Annotated in this window: 17 protein-coding genes and 1 riboswitch; of the genes, 8 read left to right on the plus strand and 9 right to left on the minus strand. The window is 41.5% G+C overall.

From position 1 onward, the window contains the following. Nucleotides 1-53: 53 nt before the first annotated feature. A riboswitch (purine riboswitch) is annotated at nt 54-155 on the minus strand. Nucleotides 156-191: 36 nt separating this feature from the next. From JOC74_RS17305 to JOC74_RS17315, 3 genes are read right to left on the minus strand one after another with little or no spacing between them, the layout of a single operon-like run. Then, nucleotides 192-2,399 (minus strand): DUF4129 domain-containing transglutaminase family protein, encoded by a 2,208-nt coding sequence (locus JOC74_RS17305; protein WP_053605736.1) that lies wholly within the window; start codon nt 2,397-2,399, stop codon nt 192-194. A gap of 47 nt (nt 2,400-2,446) precedes the next feature. Then, entirely contained in the window at nt 2,447-3,619 is a 1,173-nt protein-coding gene (locus JOC74_RS17310) for a DUF58 domain-containing protein (RefSeq protein WP_053605735.1), read from the minus strand. Then, on the minus strand, nt 3,619-4,581 hold the full coding sequence (locus tag JOC74_RS17315; protein ID WP_053605734.1) for an AAA family ATPase: 963 nt from the start codon (nt 4,579-4,581) through the stop codon (nt 3,619-3,621). Before JOC74_RS17315 ends, JOC74_RS17310 begins: the two co-directional genes overlap by 1 nt. Nucleotides 4,582-4,781: 200 nt before the next feature. Between JOC74_RS17315 and JOC74_RS17320 the strand changes: the two genes are divergently transcribed. The 5 genes from JOC74_RS17320 to JOC74_RS24355 all read left to right on the plus strand — a co-directional run bounded on the left by JOC74_RS17320 (nt 4,782) and on the right by JOC74_RS24355 (nt 9,007). Further along, the gene (locus JOC74_RS17320) at nt 4,782-5,066 is read left to right on the plus strand and encodes a hypothetical protein (RefSeq protein ID WP_053605733.1); all 285 of its coding nucleotides are present in this window, start codon (nt 4,782-4,784) and stop codon (nt 5,064-5,066) included. A 151-nt stretch (nt 5,067-5,217) separates the two neighbouring features. Then, nucleotides 5,218-6,858, plus strand: a complete 1,641-nt coding sequence (locus JOC74_RS17325; protein WP_053605732.1) for a thiamine pyrophosphate-binding protein — start codon at nt 5,218-5,220, stop codon at nt 6,856-6,858. Between the two features lie 74 nt (nt 6,859-6,932). Beyond that, the gene (locus tag JOC74_RS17330) at nt 6,933-7,307 is read left to right on the plus strand and encodes a carboxymuconolactone decarboxylase family protein (RefSeq protein ID WP_053605731.1); all 375 of its coding nucleotides are present in this window, start codon (nt 6,933-6,935) and stop codon (nt 7,305-7,307) included. A 17-nt stretch (nt 7,308-7,324) separates the two neighbouring features. After that, a complete protein-coding gene (locus JOC74_RS17335) occupies nt 7,325-7,702 on the plus strand; it encodes a hypothetical protein (RefSeq protein WP_053605730.1) in 378 nt (125 codons plus the stop codon). A gap of 684 nt (nt 7,703-8,386) precedes the next feature. Next, nucleotides 8,387-9,007 (plus strand): methyl-accepting chemotaxis protein, encoded by a 621-nt coding sequence (locus tag JOC74_RS24355; RefSeq protein ID WP_376773413.1) that lies wholly within the window; start codon nt 8,387-8,389, stop codon nt 9,005-9,007. A 69-nt stretch (nt 9,008-9,076) separates the two neighbouring features. Here JOC74_RS24355 and JOC74_RS17345 read toward each other — a convergent pair whose 3' ends face one another. Beyond that, a complete protein-coding gene (locus JOC74_RS17345; protein WP_053606219.1) occupies nt 9,077-10,771 on the minus strand; it encodes a M3 family oligoendopeptidase in 1,695 nt (564 codons plus the stop codon). Nucleotides 10,772-11,005: 234 nt separating this feature from the next. Here JOC74_RS17345 and rpiA point away from each other — a divergent pair, with 234 nt between their 5' ends. From rpiA to JOC74_RS17360, 3 genes are all read left to right on the plus strand, one after another. Next, complete coding sequence (rpiA, locus tag JOC74_RS17350; protein WP_053605728.1) at nt 11,006-11,671, plus strand: ribose 5-phosphate isomerase A; 666 nt, start codon at nt 11,006-11,008, stop codon at nt 11,669-11,671. 19 nt (nt 11,672-11,690) lie between these two features. Further along, nucleotides 11,691-12,650 (plus strand): Gfo/Idh/MocA family protein, encoded by a 960-nt coding sequence (locus JOC74_RS17355; protein WP_053605727.1) that lies wholly within the window; start codon nt 11,691-11,693, stop codon nt 12,648-12,650. 127 nt (nt 12,651-12,777) lie between these two features. Further along, on the plus strand, nt 12,778-13,224 hold the full coding sequence (locus JOC74_RS17360) for a DMT family transporter (RefSeq protein WP_053605726.1): 447 nt from the start codon (nt 12,778-12,780) through the stop codon (nt 13,222-13,224). 180 nt (nt 13,225-13,404) lie between these two features. On the opposite strand, the gene JOC74_RS17365 is transcribed toward JOC74_RS17360, so the two are convergent. From JOC74_RS17365 to JOC74_RS17385, 5 genes are read right to left on the minus strand one after another with little or no spacing between them, the layout of a single operon-like run. After that, nucleotides 13,405-14,259, minus strand: a complete 855-nt coding sequence (locus tag JOC74_RS17365) for a PHP domain-containing protein (protein ID WP_053605725.1) — start codon at nt 14,257-14,259, stop codon at nt 13,405-13,407. Then, nucleotides 14,256-14,699 (minus strand): GNAT family N-acetyltransferase, encoded by a 444-nt coding sequence (locus tag JOC74_RS17370; RefSeq protein WP_053605724.1) that lies wholly within the window; start codon nt 14,697-14,699, stop codon nt 14,256-14,258. Before JOC74_RS17370 ends, JOC74_RS17365 begins: the two co-directional genes overlap by 4 nt. A 16-nt stretch (nt 14,700-14,715) precedes the next feature. Then, nucleotides 14,716-15,429 (minus strand): phosphonate C-P lyase system protein PhnL, encoded by a 714-nt coding sequence (gene phnL / locus JOC74_RS17375; RefSeq protein ID WP_053605723.1) that lies wholly within the window; start codon nt 15,427-15,429, stop codon nt 14,716-14,718. 12 nt (nt 15,430-15,441) lie between these two features. Next, nucleotides 15,442-16,071, minus strand: a complete 630-nt coding sequence (locus tag JOC74_RS17380) for a DapH/DapD/GlmU-related protein (protein ID WP_053605722.1) — start codon at nt 16,069-16,071, stop codon at nt 15,442-15,444. 13 nt (nt 16,072-16,084) lie between these two features. Then, entirely contained in the window at nt 16,085-17,266 is a 1,182-nt protein-coding gene (locus JOC74_RS17385; protein ID WP_053605721.1) for an alpha-D-ribose 1-methylphosphonate 5-triphosphate diphosphatase, read from the minus strand.

Raw genomic sequence — 17,266 nt, forward strand, 5'->3', positions numbered from 1 at the left:
ATAAAAAACCGGAAATCCGCACATAAAAATGAAGGCAGAAATCCGATTTGTGTATCCAATGGTTCTGCCTTCATAGTCAGGCCATTTACGGCGGCCCGGTAGAAACTCTTGAACCTTATTATCAAGGATATATGAAGGGAATTTACTTTAATTTTCACTTATTCTAACAACAGGACAAGGGAAGGTCAATACTAACTCTTTTTAATTAAATTTTCCCATAATTCAATTGAATGGCTCCAGAGCGTATGTGTGCTCTCATTTCTGTAAACTGCACGTTCATACTTTTCAGTTAATGCTTGCATATCCGTCGTCTGATATATTTCATCGACTCTCTTGGCAAATTCACGCAGCGTTTGTCCATCTTCTTTTCTTAAGCCTTTCCTTTTGAGCTGTTTTAGCAGTGCATCATAAGCTTGGAAAAATACCTCATCTTCATTTTTGTTTTTCAGTCTGGCAATCACTAGATAAGGAAGCCATTTTGCACGGAAAAAATACAAGACAATGGACAAGACAATAATAATCGCTGCCGCTGTATACCAAAACCAATCCGCCACTTCAAAAAATAACGGCGACCTGTCATTTGCTGACCCTGCTGCCTGGTTATTATCCTGAGGCTGTTCCTGCGGTTTTTGTTCTTGTTGAACAGGTTCTTCCGGCTGCTGGTCTGCCTGAGGAGTATCCGGGACAGGTGTGTCACTGCCTGTATTAGTTTCTTCAGTAATTTGCTCAGGACTCGTGAATCCTTTTGTCGGTTCAAAAGTTACCCAGCCTTGTCCGGGAAAATACGCTTCCACCCATGAATGGGCATTGTTGTTACTTACTTCATAGCGTCTTATGTCCCCATCAACTGTTTGGGCATAATCTCCGGAAGTGTACCCTTTTACCCAACGCGCCGGAATGCCTGATAACCTCAAGAGAACGATCATCGCAGAAGAAAAGTTGTCACAGTAACCAAGTTTCGTTTCAAATAAAAATTGATCAACATAATCTTCATTCTCTGACGGTAGTGCTACATCGTTTGTTTCATAAGAAAACTCACTCGAACCGAGGTATTCTTCAATTGCCTTTGCTTTATCGTACATATTCCCTTCATTTCGGGTCAATTCGTCTGACAGATCCTTTACCCGCTGCGGCAATGATTCTGGTAGCTGAAGAAAGTCCTCCAAATCGAGGCTTTCAATCTCATTTTCTGTAGGAACATTTACTTTCTTCAACTCATTCAGCTTATAAATCGGTGAGTCAAACGTTAGCTCATATTCTCCCAGATTACGGAGTCTTTTGTCTTCATCGCGTAGTGGTTCGATTCTTTCTACGGTTGGATTAATCTCCAGGGGAACCGAATCTTTCTGGTCCACATTATTCAATCCAAGGGGATACATCAAGTGGTTAAACCTGTAATTTTGATCCACATTGATTTTCATTGAATATTCTTTACTGTTAACCGTATTTTCAAACCAATGATTTGTAAGTGACCCCGAACGCAATCGAACCGAAGGGCTTGTATCACCGCTTTCCAGCCAGCCTTTTCCTGTGTAGATATTTTTCGTCTCCACTCTAAAGTAAGCTTTCTCTTCACCTTCCCAAGTGAAAACCTGCGTATTATCAGGTGCAAAAGGCCCGCCTAAACTTTCATCATTTGTACCATAGCCGACTTTATTTGCCCCTGCTCCATTGTCTCCTCTTGAAAAGGATTGGATAAACGGAACTGGATCGTTCCAGATTGGAGCCGACTTAGGAGCAGCGATACCAATACTTGCCGCCGCAAATATAAATACAAATAATGGGGCAATCCATTTGATAATTTGAGGTCGTTTTATATCGATCCGTTCTTTTATCCTGAGACGTTCAATATAAAGCAGCCCCAGTAACGTGAAGCCTATGAAAACGATACGAACAATCGCAATTGTTGCATCGTATGGAGAAAATGTATCGAGTACCGTCACGTAAATAAGCGTCATTAAGAAAAAGAAAAAGATTTTGTGTTGAAAAATCACCCAATAGTGCAGCAGATACACTAGCAGCCATAGCAACACAAAGAAAAGCAGCGTTCGAAAAGAAGGTGTCATGTCCTGCCATAGTCCCGATCCAATAAACGATAAATTGGATGCAATGTCTTCAGTAAACACGCTGATCCACGAAATATTCAAAAACATATCTTCATTGAAAAGCAGCTGAAGTGCAATCGCAATATACCCAAAAACAATCGGTAAAATGAAGTACCATTTGAATTTAAAATAAGTCAACAGAAAGGAAAGCCCGACAAAGATAACAAAAAATGTAGTCGATCCTGTGTCAGTAAAATCTTGAAGCGGACGAAGCCACTCCAGCAGAAGAAAAAACGCCAGCACATAAAAGACAAGCGAATGAATCAGTCCTTTGTGCTGCTTTTGTCCATCCATTCAATATTCACCTCTTTGAACCGATTAGGTGTTTCGCCTTAAAAAAGCTATATGACGGCTACGTCAATTTTTTGTTTTTTCAATCTGTCAATAATCACTTTTTCTTCTTGAGAAATCCCAATATCTCTTTTCTTCACCAAATATAGCGTTGTCTGGGAATAAGAAATACCAGTTTCAATCTTTCGCAACAAGTCTAAATTGACTTCTGATGTAATGATAAATTTAACTGCATTTCGGACGGTTTGGCTGCCAAGCTCTCTTTCCAAAATTGCACTTAGCGGGTAAGGAGAATTTGGTTCTACGAGTGCCAAATGGTAAAAAATCTTATTTAAGTGCTGCTCTCCGTGCTGAATAGGAAACACTGCTCTATCCTTGCCGACAGAAGAAAAACCGACATCTGCCCCTGCACGTAGCGCAGCCCGCACAATAGATGCAGCCAGCGTAACCATTTCTTCGAAAGAATCTGATTTTGATCTATCCATAAGAATATAAAGATCCTGGCTTTTTGACTGCTCAAATTCCTTCGTCATTAAACGGTCTCTTCTTGCAGATGATTTCCAATCGACCCATGAAAACCGGTCCCCCGGCTGATATTCTCTAACTCCTACAGCAATCGAATGATTCTTTAAATTCAGTTTCGTTGAATGCTGCGTTCCGTCTTCAAGGTGATTATCCTGTTTATTGTAGCTCATATTTGTATAAGAGGGGTACACTAGGAAGGTTTGCTTATATTCGAAAAAAGCTTCTTTTTCAATCAATCCCAAAAGATCTCCGGTCACAATACGAATCGTCTGAAACTGATGTTCTCCCCGTACCATTGAGGAGAGAGAATAAGTCAGCTTAAATTCTTTTTTAAACCACGGAAACAGCATTTTTTTTGTTTCCGGCTGCTGCCCGTTTTTCTTAAGTGATTGCGGAATCTCATCTTCTATTAAAATATAAAACAACGGAAAAGGGAATTTTCTTCTTATCAAGACAGTGGCTTCCAGCTTCTCTCCTAATTTAAATTGGTCTTTGTTCATTTCCCGTACAACTCCCATTTTCGAGATAGGATAAAACGCAAGCAATAACGCATAGAGACCAAATGGAAGAAATGTGTAGAACAAAAACCAGCTGACAAACCCGCCTTGAAACATGGCATAGCAGAAAAGAATAATAATCCATAACAATACTGCCGCGAGCTTCCATCCGTAAAGCAATTGTCTGAACGTCGCTTTCATCAGCGGCTCATCGACCTTTGGACCGGCACGCTTGTTTTCGATAAAATTTGCTTGATGACTTTTGCTGCATCTGCACCTTCAAATTTTGCTTCAGAACGTAATATCATTCTGTGAGGCATACAAAACGGTGCTAAATATTGGATATCATCAGGTATCACGTAATCGCGACTATGGACAAACGCATATGCTTGAGCAGCTTTCATTAACGCAATTGACCCTCGCGGACTGACTCCAAGATAAACAGCAGGATGGTTTCTTGTCTTTTGCGAAATGCTGACAATGTATTCTTTTATCGTTTCATCGACATATATATTTTTTACCTCGTCTTGCAAGTTGACAAGCTGTTCCTTTGTAATTACTGATTCGATATGATCGATCGGCTTTACTTTTTCTTGAAGGTTAAGTACTTGAAGCTCCTCGCTCGTTGTAGGATAGCCCATCCGGATTTTAAATAAAAAACGATCTAATTGAGCCTCAGGAAGCGGATAGGTACCTTCGTATTCTACAGGGTTTTGCGTCGCCATAACAAAAAAAGGCTTTGCAAGCTGCATCGTGTTGCCGTCGACTGTCACACTGCCTTCCTCCATTCCTTCAAGAAGAGCGGACTGGGTCTTTGGCGACGTCCGGTTGATTTCATCTGCCAGTACTATATTCCCGGTAATCGGACCGCTTCTGTATTCAAATTCAAGCGTCTTCGGATTATATACGGACACTCCTGTCACATCGGAAGGAAGCAAATCAGGAGTAAACTGTATTCTCTTAAATTCCGCGCCAACTGATTTCGCTAGTGCCCTGACCATCATCGTCTTTCCGACACCAGGCACATCCTCCAGCAATACGTGCCCCTTTGCAAGAATGGCAACCAGGCTTAACACAGCAACGTCTTTCTTTCCAATCATGACGCGGTCGATATTTTCAACAACCTTTCCTAATTCAGGGTGCATTTTTTCTTGATAAGCCATCCTTTTCCTCCTAGCGCTAATGCCATTTATTATCCTTTTAACTTTACCATAAAAGATGTTAAAGCATAAAACAACTAGTTTGATAATTTGACATTCTTCAACAGTTTCATTCCAATCAGGCGAAGTTAAACAGATTCAAAACGTATATGTTATAATTTTCCCAGATTAAAAAATACAAAAAATTGGGAAGGAACTTTACCATGGAAGCTTTTTTCGGAATAGGACTTGTAATCATTTATCTAATTATTATCGCTGTATCGTTTTTACTTTGCTTCGGATTGCCCGCTATCACCCTGTATTTTGTCATCAAAAATGGCAATGAGACAAAACAAAGGTTACAAAACATGGAGCGGAAAATGGAAGAACTTCATGAGAAGATCGCCAAAAACAATGATTCCTCAAATACAACAGATGAAGAATCCCCATTCGAAGCTCATTCGGTTCAGGAAGAGCTATCTGCCAACGAGAAAAGAATAGATTCGTAGGTAGAAAAAACCATTCGATGTGAATGGTTTTTCTTCGTACTGGAAAGAAAAATAGTGTTAACATTTAAACTATGGTCAAAAACTTCCGATAACAATAAAGTAGACAAATTGTAAAACCATACCAAACTGCTAGTTTATGGAGGGACAGTCAATGCCAACAATTGCTGCACTTATCGCAAAGCATTTAAAAAATATGGGGATAGAGTATGCTTTCGGAATCCCTGGAAAACCAGTAGTCCCCCTTATCTTGGAAATGGAGGAACAAGGAATTCATTTCGGATTGTCCAGACATGAATGCGGTGCAGGATATATCGCCACCGGGTATGCGATGCAAAACAAAACTCTCGGTGTAGCTATAGGTACGTCCGGACCCGGCGGAACAAATATGCTGACCGCAGCTGCACAAGCAAAAGCCTATCATGCCCCAGTCCTCTTTATCACCGGCCAGCCGCCAACTACTGAAAACGGCAAAGCCCTTGGCCAGGATTCCAGTATGTTTGGAACAGATCTAGTTGAGATGTTTCGTCCGGTTACGCTTTTTAGTGCTCGTGTAGAGGATCCTAGAACTATCCAAAGCTACTTGCAGCACGCACTGGAAAAATCGCTTACGGGACAAAAAGGGCCCGTCCACCTTTCCATCCCTTTGAACGTTTTAACTTCTGAAACGATGCCTCATCAATTTCCTGAGTTTCAATTAGAGGATATCCCGGTCTCCGGCAACATACATCAAGCGTTGGATATAATTAACAAGGCTAAGAAACCCCTCCTCTATCTGGGCAAAGGCATACATATTGCTAATGCTTATGAAGAAGTTTTAACCTTCGCTGAAACTTGGAATATTCCGGTCATGACAACCCCGGGGGGAAAAGGAACATTTCCTACACAGCATCCCCTATCCCTCGGAAGCTTTGGGTTAGGTGGAACGGAAGCCTCCTCTTCCTATTTATCTTCGGGGATTGATCTATTAATCGTCATAGGTTCTAAGTTAAGTGACATGTCCTTGGCAGGCTTTTCGCCCGACTTATATCCAAAGCATGTTATTCATTTTGATATGAATTCTACATTTGTCGGAAAATCTATTCCTGTTAAAACGACGCTTGTTCAAGGGGACGCCAAGCGAAACTTGCAGGAATTGCTGCAATACAAGCAGCATGCAGCAGTAAAGAGCGTGGACCTTAGCATCCATAAGCAAAAAGACTTGGAAAACTTTGACGGACAAACAGAGAGCGGACCCCGATTATCTGCAGCTAAAGTCATGGGCGAGTTGAGAGAGTTATTGCCTGAAGAAACGGTCATGTACGGCGATGATGGAAGCCACACCTTCTATGCGATTAAATACTACGATATTATTAAACAAGGCACATTCTTTTTTGATGATGTGTTTGGAGCCATGGGCCACGGCATTGGTTTTTCAATCGGCGCAAAGCTTGCAAATCCGAATATCCCCGTTGTCTGCTTGACAGGAGATGGCTGTCTTTTCATGCATGGGACAGAAATTTCTACCGCTGTAGATTTAAAAGCCAATGTCCTTTTTATCGTCCTCAATAACGGGATGCTCGATATGGTAGATAAAGGAATGCTTTATAATATTGGCAGAACGGCAGGTACACGGTATGATTTCGAATTAAATGCAAAGGAATTTGCCCGTAGTATGGGGGCAAACGGGTATCGCTGCAGTACAATTAACGAATTAAGAGAAGCCGTAAGCAAAGGCCTTTCTGAGGACGACCCGACTGTTATTGAAGTAATGGTAAATAAGGATGAGATCCCTCCTACAATGAAGCGGGGATAGTAGAACTATAATCTAAAGGGTCTTACTGTTCGAAAAAATCGGGAAAAATACATATAGTGGAGGATGCTTTCACAATGGAAAGAAGCGAATTAGGTTGGAAGTCCATTCAAAAATTGGCTGGAGAAAAAGGAATCCTCGCAATGGAGGAACTATTAAAAACGTCTCCGAGACTTGGCAAGCTTGCCCTTGAATTCGGCTATGGCGATATTTATTCCGATCAAACACTGGATTTTAAGCAAAGGGCGATCATTACATTATCTTCATTAATCACACAGGGAGATGCCGGCAGAGGTTTACACTATCATTTTAGGGCGGCCCTTAAAGTTGGGTGGACAAAAGAAGAAATCATGGAAGTTATCAGCCATTGTGCAGCCTATTGCGGATTTCCAAAGGCATTAAGTGCTGTTTTCATCTTTCAATCAATTATAGAAGAACAAGAAATCAATTAAAAAACGGAGTGAGAAAAATGAAAAAATTCGAAATGAAAATATACAATGACGTATTTTATTTTAAATATAACGAAATGGCGACAACTGTTGAAGAAGCAAAGCAGCAAGCGGAAGTCGTAAAAAAAGAGCTCAGCGATCCGAAAATCACAAAATTTTTAAACGATAACAGCAATATTAAAACCGTAGCTTCACAGGAGGTAAACGAAGTTTGGGGAGAGCTTATGGCGTGGGTTGGGCAAAATGTAGAAAAAAATGCAACTGTTGCGCCAAATATGGCGCTAAAAATGCAATTAAACCGGTTATCCCGGACGGCCGGAACAATAGACAAAATCAAAGCATTTACCACCGTCGAGGAAGCCATGGAGTTTTTAGACATATCGGATATGAAACTATAATCGTTGTTTAAGGAAGAAGGGAAAATCATGGACAAGATAAAAAATTTGAACAACTACCAATTAATTCTCCTTATTTTACTTTCGTTTATGCTAGTGTCTATGCTTATTCCAATCGCTGCATTTTCAATTGGTGCCCTGCTGACCGAAAGTATTTCCATCGAGTGGAAGAGTACACTAATTGTTGTGCTGATTAGCCTTATTGCTACAGTGGCACTTGGTTACTTTATTCTGCAGAAATTTCTTTCGCCATTAGAAAAAATAAGCAAGTGGTCAACAGGTGATAAAAGCCAGCCCATTTTCGCAGAACAAAAAAATCCAATTGGCCGAATTGTCACCGACGTGATTGGACAATCCAGCTATGAGAAAGAAGACCGAAAAGGAATGGATTTTAAAGAGGAAATCATGCACTTATCTCATCAAACCGCTGAAGCTTCACTCCAGCTGAAAACAACAACCGAAGAAACGAGCAATGCAACAGAAGAAATATCTTCATCCGTACAGGATATTTCCAGCGGCGCAGAAAGACAATTTCAAGCGATTCAAGATATAAACAATAATTCTTCCGCGATCTTTTTTACGCTTACTGAAATTTCCGAAAGCATTAAATTTATTAAAAACACATCTGGAAACGCACTCGCCAATTCAAACAATGGAAAACAGCTAGTTGAAAAAATAACAAATCAAATGAACACGATTCAAGAGCGAGTAAACCGATCTGTGCAAGTCGTAAATCAGCTTGGTCAAAAGTCAAATGAAATTGGAAATATCTTGTCGCTGATTACCGATATCTCTAACCAGACGAATCTGCTTGCATTAAATGCTGCGATTGAAGCGGCTAGGGCTGGCGAACACGGAAGAGGATTTTCCGTCGTTGCCGATGAGGTAAGAAAATTAGCAGAACAGACAAATCATGCAACCGGAAATATACAAGAATTAATTGATGAGATTAATAAAGAAACAACCCAAGTTGTCAGTGTCATTAAAGACAGCGGCGATTCAGTCGAAGAAGGAATCACGTTAAGCAGTGAAGCAGGATCAGTATTTACTGAGCTTTACGGAAACAACGATGAATTAGCTGAAATCATTTCAGACATTTTAGTCGCTATAAATGAGGTTACAACGAGCATGGACACTGTTTCGAATTCGATCGAACATGTCTCGGAAATTACGAATACATCGTCCGGCAATTTGCAAAATATTGCTGCAGTGATCGAAGAACTGACTGCTTCTATGGAAGAAATATCGACGTCTGCCAGGATGCTGTCTGGTGTCTCCAACAGCTTGCAAAATAAATTAGGCGCATAAATAATAAAAATCCCCTTTTTCAGTAGAGCTACATCAGTATGCCTTCTGAGAGTAAAGGGGATTTTTCAATCACAGCTTCGTATCGTCTATACCATTCAGCCAGTTTTCAATCTCACCGATCACGGAGGCTGCACAACCTTCTTGAAACGGTGAGATTAAACCCGCTTGCTCAACAAGACTGGTAAATGGCTTACTCCCTCCAACTTGACACAATTGAAGGTAATCCTTCCATGCCGCATGATAATCCTCATTCAGTTTTTTCCAAAATTGCAGAGCACAGATTTGAGCGAGAGTATAGTCGATATAATAAAACGGAGCAGCAAAAATGTGCCCTTGCTTGTGCCAAAACCCGCCTCGCTCCAAATAAGCATTATCTTCATAGTTCCTATGCGGCAGATATTTTCTCTCAATCTCTCTCCAAGCAGCTTTTCTATTAGCAGGTGTTGCTTCCGGATTTTCGTAAACAAAATGCTGGAATTCATCTACGGCTACACCGTATGGAATAAAAGTGAGAGCCTCTGACAAATGGTTGAATTTATATTTTTCCGTCTCCTCTTCGAAAAACAGCTTCATCCATGGCCAAGTAAAAAACTCCATGCTCATCGAATGGATCTCAGCAGCCTCCATTGTCGGGAAACTGTATTCAGGGACTTCCAAATGTCTGCTCTGGTATACTTGAAATGCGTGCCCCGCTTCATGGGTCAGTACATCAATATCTCCTGAGGTTCCATTAAAATTCGAGAAAATAAATGGCGCTTTGTACTCGCTTAAATACGTACAGTATCCTCCGCTTTGTTTTCCTTTTTTACTGACCAGATCCATAAGGCCGTTTTCGATCATGAAATTAAAAAATTTATTGGTCTCATCTGAAAGCTCTTCATACATTTTACGGCCGTTCTCAATAATCCACTTCGGATCGCCCTTTGGTGCCGCGTTTCCGGATTTAAAGCTGAATTCTTCATCGTAATAATTTAGTTGTTGAACCTCAATGCGATTGCGTTGACGTTCCCGGAGCTTTGTCGCTGCCGGAACGATAATTTCCAACACTTGATTTCTGAAGTTTGCAACCATTTCCGCGTCGTAACCGATTCTGCTCATTCGAGCGTATCCAAGCTCAACGAAATTTTCATAGCCAAGCTCTTTGGCAATCTTCGTTCGAATCTTAACCAAGTCATCATAGATCCGATCCAATTGCTCTTCATTTTCACTCATAAATTGATATTTTGCTTCTGCTGCCTTGCGTCTAATGTCCCTGTCTTTTGATAGCTCAAACGGCTTCATTTGGGCTAATGTCCGCTCTTCCCCCTCAAATAGAATTTTCGCAGAGGCGATCAGCTGGTCATATTCTGTACTTAGCTTATTCTCCTTTTGCAAATCTTCTATAATTTTAGGATGAAAGGTTTTTACCGAAAGCTCTGCCAATTGAAAAAGCTGGCTGCCCCACTTCTTTTCCAGCTCCTTACGAAACTCTGAATTGACCAGAGCTTGATAAAAATCTGTTATGTATTCTTGGATGACAGGACCAACTTCGTCGATATAATCCTGTTCTGCTTTATAAAACGAATCATTTGTATCGATGGAGTGGCGGATATACACAAGATCGGATGCGGTATTAATCTTGTTGCGAAGCTTATTCACAGCAGCAAGCGCCTGATCCTGTTCATCGAAGCTTTCTGCCTTTCCGAACGTTTCGATGAGTTGTTTAAAGCTCTTTTCTATTTCTGTAATATCCGGCCGCTCATATGGGTAATCTTTAAATTTCATCACTCAAACTCCCTCTTTCGAAAAATAGTTTTTCTATTTTATTATACTGAATATTTCCATATTAGAATATGAATTTGGCAAATCTTGCATCAATCATTCCATACTTATATTAATTGAAATGCAGAATCTTAATAAAAGTGAAGCCACATGCTTTGAATCTTATTTTTACTGAGCGTATACTTTTTATTGAGCACATACATAATGCATTGTTAAACAAAAGGTGAGGTGGGAGCGATGAATGTAAAGCAGGAATGTGCAAAAGCCGCTATGGAGTATATACAGAGCGGAATGGTCATAGGGCTGGGCGGCGGAAGCACGATCAGTTATTTAATCGATTTCATAAAAAATGAAAACATAAAGGTGAAGGTAGTCACTCCATCCTTGAAAACAAAGCTGCTTTGCTTGGAGCAAGGATTGGAAGTACTGCCTGCTTGTGTCGTGGAACAGATTGATGTTGCGTTTGATGGCTGCGACCGGGTTGATGAGAAGCTGCACGCGCTAAAAAGTGCAGGAGGTATCCATACACAGGAAAAGCTGATCGCAAAAATGTCAAAGGACTATATACTGCTTGCTGATGTAACAAAATTTGTTCCAACGTTAACGTATGACCACCCAGTTACACTTGAAATTTTACAGGAATCACTAAGCTTTGTTCTAAAAAAGGCCGAAGCATTAGGCGGGAAACCCGTTGTACGTACCGGCTCTGAAAAGGACGGGTATACCATCAGTGACAACGGTAACTTTTTGGTAGATGTTTATTTTCAAGCTGAACAGGACAGCAAACAGCTGGAAAATAAGTTAACGCAAATAGCGGGTGTGATTGACGTCTCGCTATTCACCACCGTTGTAACCAAGGTTTTGGTTGCAGGTGAAAATGGAGTAAAAGCAGTAACAAAATAATAGCAAAGGTGGGCTTAACGTGGGGAAAGTAAATTGGGCTATACTTGGACCGGGTGCAATAGCAGCAGATTTTGCCAAAGCAATTGTTGACGTAAATGGGAGTATCGGCGGAGTTTGGGCGAGAAATGCAGAGAAAGCAAAAAGTTTTGCAGAGCAATTTAACATTGAAAAGGTATACACAAGCAGTGATGAAATGCTTCAGGACGATACAATTGACGTTGTCTACATCTCTACGCCTCACAGCATCCATTACGAATACATAATCGATGCACTGCGAAACAACAAGCACGTACTTTGTGAAAAAGCGATTACAATGAATGGTAAACAGTTGAAGGAAATTGTGGACCTCGCAAAGGAGAAAGGCTTAATCGTTGCAGAAGCAATGACGATTTTCCATATGCCACTCTACAAAAAATTACGCGATATTGTGGATGCCGGGAAGCTTGGCAAGTTGAAAATGATTAACGTAACCTTTGGAAGCTGTAAGGAAGACGACCCAACTAACAGATTTTTCAACCCCGATCTTGCCGGTGGTGCGATGCTTGATATCGGTACGTATGCGCTATCGTTTACAAGGTATTTTCTCTCCCGTCAGCCCAATGAAGTGTTGACGACAGTCAAAAGGTACGAAACAGGTGTGGATGAACAATCCGGAATAATCTTAAAAAATGATGCGGATGAATTGGCAGTGGTTTCACTTGCCATGCGGGCGAAAATGCCAAAACGGGGAATTGTCGCTGGTGAATTGGGATATATTACGGTAGAAGATTTTCCCAGAGCTCAAAAAGCAATAATTACATATACGGCGGATGGAAGTGTTGAAGTTGTTGAAGCGGGTGCTGCTGAAAAAGCGTTGAACTATGAAGTGGAAGCAATGAATCGATACATTTTAAATCAAGAGGAAAACAGCACTTTGCCATTATCTGTTGATGTGATGTCAATTATGGATGAAGTGCGGAATCAGTGGGGAAATGAGTAACAAGTGCCTAGAAAGCCGGCGTCACGTTAACATCGCCGGCTTTTTTTCTTGCCCCCAGAAAATGGATTAGACTTGGTTTCTGATTAAAGATCACTTAGAAATTGGCGGAAAGGAGTAAATACATTTTATGCAATATATTGTTTTTCTAGTAATTGCACTTATTGCCGGCGCAGTACTTCCTCTGCAAACTGCGATTAATTCAGAACTGCGCAATGCGGTCCACTCCCCTTATTTAGCTGCTATGTTCTCCTTTTTGGGCGGCACTATTTTATTAATCGCTTTGTCACTCACGATGAATCATACGATCATACCGGATCGAAGCGCATTTACTAAGCCGTGGTGGATTTGGACCGGCGGAGCATTAGGAGTCGTTCTCGTATTGGCGAATGTAATATTGATGCCGAAAATCGGATCGGCTCTCACCGTTGGACTACTGCTTGCGGGACAATTAATCATGGCCGTTTTGATTGACCATTTTGGCTGGTTCAACCTGCCTGTACACGAGATTAGCCTTCCGAGAATCGTAGGAATTGTGCTTATTTTAGTTGGAATATTTTTGGTCCAACGATTTTAAATTTATATTGAGTGGAGCATAGTAATCGAAAGAGCAACTTAAAGAAGAAGCGATCAAAAAGATGAGGACAAGGAACCCTTCCTTGCCCCCATCTCTATGCTTTTTAGGAACGATATCGCTTGAACTCTTCTTGAAAATAATTAATCTAATTCCCATTCAATCAAGCGATAAACAAGTATATTAAAATAAGACGTTGCTCTTGTGCTCCATCAATCGATCGAATTGAATTGGATCTGTCGTATATGACCCAATCGTTGAATCCGTATCACTATAAAACCCGTGGAAATCTGATCCGCCAGTTTGAATCAGGTCAAATCGCTGAGCAAGATCTATTGCTTTTGCTCGATGATTTGCATCGTGCAACGGATGTTTCACTTCGATGCCTTTCAAACCAATCCCAACCCATTCCTCCGCTGCTTCAAAGTTGTCGAATTGTCCTGGATGGGCAAGGATAGGAATACCTTCTGCCTCTTGAATGGCACGAATGGCTTCTTCTGCAGGGATATAGTCAATCGGGATAAATGCAATGCCCGCACCTTCCGTATCGCTTCCTCTTCGGAACAGCTCTTTATATAACGCTCCGTAAATCGTTTTCGTGTAGCCTTTTTCCAAGAGGGCATGCATAATATGCTGTTTGTAGACGCCGGTTCCACCTTCAGCTAAAGCTTTTACTTGCTCCCACGTGATATCGTAGCCGGCAGCTATTATTCTTTCCACCATCATTTTAGAAACGAGATGACGCTTTTCCACTAATGGCTGGCACAGTTCTTTGATGCTTGGATGGCCTGGCGTTATGTACAAGCCCAACAGATGCGCGCGGCGTCCTCTCTTTGTATCGAATGCGGAAATTTCGATACCCGGAATTATATTCACACCTGCTTGCTTTCCGATCCGAATCGCATCCTTCAATCCATCCGTAGTGTCGTGGTTAGTAATGGCAAGGTTGGTCACACCACGCTGTTTGGCCATTGCTATCACTTCTTCATTTGTATATGAGCAATCAGATACTTTTGTATGACAATGTAAATCGATCATTTGTTTATCAACTCCGTTCTAAAGCTTACTCCATGCCTTTCAAATCCGATATTCTCATAAAAGGAATGGGCCTCTGTACGAGTTTCGTTGCTGGAAAGCATAAGCTTATAACAGTTATTTTCGGATGCGATCTCTCTGGCTTTTAACATCATTGCCTTACCGATTCCCTGGCTCCTAAACTCAGGATGAACCACGACGTTTTCAACAATGGCAAATTTCAAGCCTCCATGGCCGAAGTTGTCACAAATTATCAGCGAGAATGTCCCAGTAATTTGACCTTCCTCGTTCAATATGAGAAATATTTTATAATACGGATAGCATCTTATTTTTCCTACTAATTGTTCCGCCTCTGTCAAAGACATGCTGTTGTGCTCGTCCAGCACCTTCAGAAGGTTTAAATAGTCAGGTAGATCGTTTTGTTCCAATTCACGGATTTCCATAACGTGCACCCACTTTTTAATTGCTGTGCCCACCTGATAATGAGCCGTTGGATAAATTGTATTGGCAATCTACTACAGTTTCCATGAAATCGAGGTCATGGAAAATACCGATCATGCTTGTTCCCTCTTCTTTTAATTGGATGATCATATCTTTTACCGCGATCTTTGAGGCTTCATCGAGAGAGGCAGTTGGTTCATCCAGCAGTAATAATTTCGGCCTTTTGACCATGGCTTGGGCTAAGTTTAAACGAAGTTTTTCTCCGCCGCTAAAGGTCCGGGGATAAGAATCCCACAAAGATGACGGAAGCTTAAAGTGTGCCAAAATGTGTTTTGCTTGTTCCACCGCATCGTTGCTTCGTTCTCCTATTTCAATTAACGTCGCTGTCACCAATTCTAACGCTGTTACACGGGGCATGACGTTAAGAAATTGTGAGACGTAGCCGATCTCTTTTTTTCGGATGGCAATAATTTCTCTTTCTGTGGCCTGAACAAGATCAATCGATCCAAACTGCTCTGATCGATAGACAATTGAGCCTCCAGTTGGTATATACGTACGATAAATGCTTTTTAACACTGTCGATTTTCCCGCACCACTCCTTCCGGTGATGCCAATGAACTCTCCTTCATTTAAAATGAAGCTGATGCGATTGCAGCCGACAATGTGTTTATTATCGGATTGATGCATCGTAAAGGTTTTTTTCAGGTCATCTATTTTCAATAATTCGCTCATGATTGTCCTCCTCTAGTCTATCGAAGATCCTTGTCCATACTTTTTGATAAATCGTTCGACGTCCTTAAGGTCTTCAAAACACTCCTCCAATTGCTGCCTATCCCAATTCCACCATTCGATTTTCAAAAGTTCATCAGTGATTTCCTTGGGGAATCTTTCTTTCAGAGGTGATGCCGGAACACCGACGGCTATCATATAAGGGGGTATATCCTTTGTGACAATGGCCCCGGCCCCGATGACCGCTCCTGTTCCTATCGTTACTCCCGGCATAATAATCGCCCCGTGGCCAATCCAGACATCATGCCCGACGGTTACTTTATGATCTTTTCTCCATTGGAAAAATTCTTCATCATCCTGAGAATCGAAGCCATACTGGACACGGCGATACGTTAGATGATGCTGTGTCACTCTCCAGGTTGGATGGTTGACAGGATGTATGCGCACATTTGTGGCAATCGAACAAAACTTCCCGATCTCCGAGTAAATGATTTGTACGTCCCCTGACGTATACGTGTAGTCGCCAATGATTGATTCTTCGATTTTGGAGTTTGGGCCGATGTCCGTCCAGCTTCCGATTATGCTTTTTTTGACGTCTGCCGTTTCGTGAATGGTCGGCTCTTCTGTTAAACGTTTGGCTTCCATCTTCTCATTCTCCTTATGGCAAGATTCCCGCTGTTACCGGCGTTTGATAATTCATTTGGCAGACAACCTTTCCGCCGACGATGACGGTTTGCAGCACCGGCCGCTTTTTTTCTTCACTGACAATCAGTAAATCAGCCTTTTTCCCTACCTCAATCGAGCCTACTTCATGATCTATTTTCAAGGCTTTAGCTGGGTGGATGGAAACCATATTCACCGCTTCAAAAATTGGCATGTCTGCATGATACAACTTGAACGCTGCATGCAAGAGAGATGAAGGATAATAATCGGAGCAGAGAATATCGACTGCACCATGCTGGATGGCTTTAAGCGCGGAAACGTTATTGCTATGCGATTTCCCTAACAAAACGTTTGGAGCGCCCATTACGACATAGAGCCCTGCTTCTTTTGCTTTTTTTGCTACTTCCAGCTCGATCGGAAATTCGCTGATGGATGCATTCCAGCTTTTAACAACTTCAAGCTTTTCGATCGTGTCATCATCGTGGGAAGCCAGCGGAATGTTGAGGCGGTCAGCAAGCCCGGCTAACTCTTGTAAAATTTTCGGATCAAGCTTAGCGAAAAGCTTACTTTCTTCAATCGTCCTGTTAGCTTCTTCATCCGTAAGATGGCGGTGTTCGATGAGAAAGCGTTTATGCAATTCGATATCCCTGAATTGTCCTTGCCCGGGAGTGTGATCCATAAACGACAGCTGATCGATATTCCCGTCCTTCATCAGCTTTTCTACACTCTTTACAGCGACCGTATTCGTTATTTCATAGCGAAGATGGGTTTTATGGCGGATTAAATGCGTTCCGTATGACAGCTGTTTAATTGCTGCTATCATCTGTAAGACGATGTCATTTTTCCGGGTCCATTTCTTTGCGTTTTCTTCCATTAGAGACATGGAATGATAGATGGTCGTAATCCCTTCTCCTACGAGCTTCTTTTCCAATTCGTAAAAGGAGACTTCGACTGGAAAGATGCTGTTTGGCCTTGGTTCTAATTCCAGTTCGATTGCATCACTATGGGAATCAACCAGTCCGGGAAGCACCCACTTCTTTTCGGCATTGATGTCTTCATTTCTGGTGGTGTCGGGTAATCCTTCTGTCATGGAGACTATTTTATCATTTTCAATTTCAATCGTTCCGTTCTCGATGACTTTGTCGGGAGTAACGATATTAGCTTGATAGATTTTCAT

Source organism: Bacillus capparidis, assembly GCF_017832095.1.
GTDB lineage: Bacteria > Bacillota > Bacilli > Bacillales > Bacillaceae > Bacillus > Bacillus gobiensis.

What these genes read in the sequence shown, in the direction of transcription:
- JOC74_RS17305 (WP_053605736.1), bottom strand. Translation starts at nt 2,399, where the DNA reads ATGGATGGACAAAAGCAGCACAAAGGACTGATTCATTCGCTTGTCTTT.
- JOC74_RS17380 (WP_053605722.1), bottom strand. Translation starts at nt 16,071, where the DNA reads ATGGAAGCCAAACGTTTAACAGAAGAGCCGACCATTCACGAAACGGCA.
- JOC74_RS17325 (WP_053605732.1), top strand. Translation starts at nt 5,218, where the DNA reads ATGCCAACAATTGCTGCACTTATCGCAAAGCATTTAAAAAATATGGGG.
- JOC74_RS24355 (WP_376773413.1), top strand. Translation starts at nt 8,387, where the DNA reads ATGAACACGATTCAAGAGCGAGTAAACCGATCTGTGCAAGTCGTAAAT.
- JOC74_RS17335 (WP_053605730.1), top strand. Translation starts at nt 7,325, where the DNA reads ATGAAAAAATTCGAAATGAAAATATACAATGACGTATTTTATTTTAAA.
- JOC74_RS17330 (WP_053605731.1), top strand. Translation starts at nt 6,933, where the DNA reads ATGGAAAGAAGCGAATTAGGTTGGAAGTCCATTCAAAAATTGGCTGGA.
- JOC74_RS17385 (WP_053605721.1), bottom strand. Translation starts at nt 17,266, where the DNA reads ATGAAAATCTATCAAGCTAATATCGTTACTCCCGACAAAGTCATCGAG.
- JOC74_RS17320 (WP_053605733.1), top strand. Translation starts at nt 4,782, where the DNA reads ATGGAAGCTTTTTTCGGAATAGGACTTGTAATCATTTATCTAATTATT.
- JOC74_RS17310 (WP_053605735.1), bottom strand. Translation starts at nt 3,619, where the DNA reads ATGAAAGCGACGTTCAGACAATTGCTTTACGGATGGAAGCTCGCGGCA.
- JOC74_RS17315 (WP_053605734.1), bottom strand. Translation starts at nt 4,581, where the DNA reads ATGGCTTATCAAGAAAAAATGCACCCTGAATTAGGAAAGGTTGTTGAA.
- JOC74_RS17360 (WP_053605726.1), top strand. Translation starts at nt 12,778, where the DNA reads ATGCAATATATTGTTTTTCTAGTAATTGCACTTATTGCCGGCGCAGTA.
- rpiA (WP_053605728.1), top strand. Translation starts at nt 11,006, where the DNA reads ATGAATGTAAAGCAGGAATGTGCAAAAGCCGCTATGGAGTATATACAG.
- JOC74_RS17365 (WP_053605725.1), bottom strand. Translation starts at nt 14,259, where the DNA reads ATGATCGATTTACATTGTCATACAAAAGTATCTGATTGCTCATATACA.
- JOC74_RS17345 (WP_053606219.1), bottom strand. Translation starts at nt 10,771, where the DNA reads ATGAAATTTAAAGATTACCCATATGAGCGGCCGGATATTACAGAAATA.
- phnL (WP_053605723.1), bottom strand. Translation starts at nt 15,429, where the DNA reads ATGAGCGAATTATTGAAAATAGATGACCTGAAAAAAACCTTTACGATG.
- JOC74_RS17370 (WP_053605724.1), bottom strand. Translation starts at nt 14,699, where the DNA reads ATGGAAATCCGTGAATTGGAACAAAACGATCTACCTGACTATTTAAAC.